The sequence below is a fragment of the Microcoleus sp. Pol14D4 genome (assembly GCF_036701245.1).
Lineage (GTDB): Bacteria > Cyanobacteriota > Cyanobacteriia > Cyanobacteriales > Microcoleaceae > Microcoleus.
In genome coordinates, this window is the sequence record NZ_JAUBQM010000174.1 from 1 (window position 1) to 2,898 (window position 2,898).

The 2,898-nt window shown below is 39.6% G+C and carries 1 protein-coding gene and 1 pseudogene; both read right to left on the reverse strand.

Annotated features, from left to right (window positions below; all coding sequences use genetic code 11):
• Positions 1–214: 214 nt before the first annotated feature.
• Complete coding sequence (locus QUA33_RS27840) at positions 215–2,053, reverse strand: hypothetical protein (RefSeq protein ID WP_333152971.1); 1,839 nt, start codon at positions 2,051–2,053, stop codon at positions 215–217.
• A 173-nt stretch (positions 2,054–2,226) separates the two neighbouring features.
• A pseudogene (locus tag QUA33_RS28390) lies at positions 2,227–2,295 on the reverse strand (NAD(P)H-quinone oxidoreductase); the annotation flags it as partial.
• Positions 2,296–2,898 lie beyond the last annotated feature (603 nt).

Below are 2,898 nucleotides of genomic sequence, written 5' to 3' on the forward strand. Positions count from 1 at the left end.
CGCAATTTGAGGTTGATGAAGCGGCCATTGTGACCGGCGCTGTCACCTTAGCCTATGCGGCTTACCAATATTGGAAACAGGATTAAGGTTGACACTTCTACCTCGCGAATAGCTTATTAAGGAGGATTTAGGGGAATCGTTTATGTACCTCACCAGACAGAGAAACGCTATAGAAGCTGTAGAAATAAATTGTCATAATCCTCCAATTCTACAATTATAAACAGTGATAAAATCGGTATTTATAGCCAGCTATTTTGGGTTGAGGTTGCGAATCAATCGTACAGTTTCGCCCTTTTCCTTCCACTGAAGCTGTAAAATTTATCGTCCACAAATCGAAAATTTTTGGCATTTGAGCTAAAGTTTTGTGCAGTGCATCTGTCGCAGTTTGAGAATCACTATCTTTTTTTGCTAAAAGAAATTGAGGATAATTTGGTTGAGACTTTGTACTCAAAGATGAACTAGATAAACGTTTAAATTCCCACGCTATCCCCATCATAGCTCTTGTTTCTGAGTGGCTTTTGCGAACAGTGGCAATTAAAACAGGAATCTTTGGCGATGCTGACTGTATTTTAACAATGTGGGGAACTAAAATATCGGGGCGTTTGGATTTTTGAAAGCCAAAATTTGAAACAACTGTCATACTACCAAGTAAACCCATTAATAAGATGATTGTTACTGCTTTTCTTCCGTCTATTTTTAACGCTAGAATTGGCAATTTTAAAAATTGACTTAATTTATTGTTTGTTTCTAAGTATTGATTTTCCCAACAAACAGCCAAACTTACTGCGAGCAAAATGATAACAGCGGGAAAGTAGACAAACTGATAACGAGCCGCCAAAGTTAGATCGGCACCCAAAATGTAGGTAATCCCTAAAAAGATGGCGATCGCACCCAACATAAACCCGCCTAAAACTTGAGTAATTAAGCTACCATCTGATTCTCCTAACTTAATTTTAAGACCTCTAATCAAAATTGGCAAAGCAAAAAACATGAAAATTAACAATGCCAAACCAGAGGCAAAAATCGCTAGTAAAGATACTCCTTCCACTGGCAATAATGCCAACATTGTCACCATCCACGCTAAAACTCTGGGTGCTGGTTCTAGCAATTCAATCGGGTTTTTTCCCTCATAAATCCAGCGCGTCATTTCACTTTCAGAAGCTGTACGCAATGCCGGAAGCCAAACTAAACATCCCACCAACGTACCCGCAGCAACCGTGTAGATTCGGAATAGAGAATTGGAAATTAGTAATTGAGGACTGAGGGTTAAATCTTGAGTCGAATCTAACTCTAATTTTTCCTGGCGCTCTGTCCGTTTTTTTATCCAAATAACAGCTATTAAACTTAAACCTTCAGCAGCGACAACGAGAACAAAAAAGTAATGTGTTGCAATCCCTGAACAGTTAACTACTACCCAAAGTAATCCTGCCCAAATTGGTAAAATGCTACGATTATTTATAGTGCGAGTTGCTATTACCAAACAGCACAAAGAAGCGATAATTAATAAAACTGGTAAAGTGTAGTGTCGAGCTTCTTGGGCGATAAATATCCCGTAGGGAGAAACCGCCATCATTGCGGCCGCCATTTGAGCTATTAAACGAGATCGAAATGCTACAAAACCAAAGCAAAACATAGCTGGAATTGAGGCGACACCGAGAATCGCAGGAAGCGCTCTAGCGGCCCATAAAGAAACTAAACCCGCCTCGGTCGAAAATAGTTTCATCCACAAATGAGCCAGCATAAAATAAACTGGAGGATGGGTGCTTTCTGTCATCAAATTGTGGATGACTGAGGTGATATTAGCTTGAGAATTCACTTGTAATGGCTGCAAGAGGGTATCAAGCGCGATCGCACTATCTAGCGGTATCGTCTGCAAACTATTTCCCAAACTAAAAATTAACGTTGCTATCTCAATTGTTGAAGGTGGCTTATCTGCCAAATTAGTAAAGCGTAAAACTGTGCCAATAGCTATCCATATTAGCACCAGCAATGGATGAAACCAAGGGTTCTCATCATTATTAGCAATTTTTAGTTTTAAACTTGGGATAGTCATTGTTTATACACCCTCAACATTTAGCAGCAAAGTATTCTACCTATCTCGATCCTCAAGTACCTTAAACCGCCCCTCAATATCTTGTATGTAGCAGCCTATGCAAGCAGTGCGTAAATAAAAATCACAACTCTAAAATGGCTGCGATCGCCTTCAACTTGAGTTTAAGCTGCGATTCAAGCATCTTTTAGGGGAGTCCAGCGAAAGGCGCCATCGCCTCCTATTTCCACTACTACCTTAATTCGCGGTTCTCAAGTTCGCAAAACCGTCAAATATTCGATTTGACTACCGTTCTTTCTTGACTGTTCCCCTTGCCCTCTTTTCCACTCCATGATATATTTTGTATGTAAAATAAAGTTTTGCAACTCTTCTAATTGTAACTCTATCAAATCTTTTTGTGATTTATTTAACATTTTTTTCTGCTTTTTTTCTTTCCTACATGAGCGCGATCGCCCGATGCTCCCACTAACTCTTGTCTCCTCCTTTTTTTTCTTAAATTTGAGCTTACCATTTTTCTTTTATTTACACAAATCCTTCAGACCCGCTGTAGACTGCAAAACGCGAAATTTTATTTCCTTACAACTTCTCTCTAACTCTTTCTCTGCGTTCTATGCGTTCTCTGCGGTTAATAAAAAAACTTGTTCGGGACATAAAAAAATATTCCCATCAAACAACAGCAATTGTTCCGCGTTTAACCCGCATCGATCGCCCGTAAAAAATCAGAAACTTGCACTACCGTATTTGATTAAATATCTTACCTTTCCCCCAACAAAATTCATGCTTTCCCGCATCAAAGAATTAGCCGCCACCCTAGCACCCCGCTTAATCGAAATTCGCCGCCACATCCA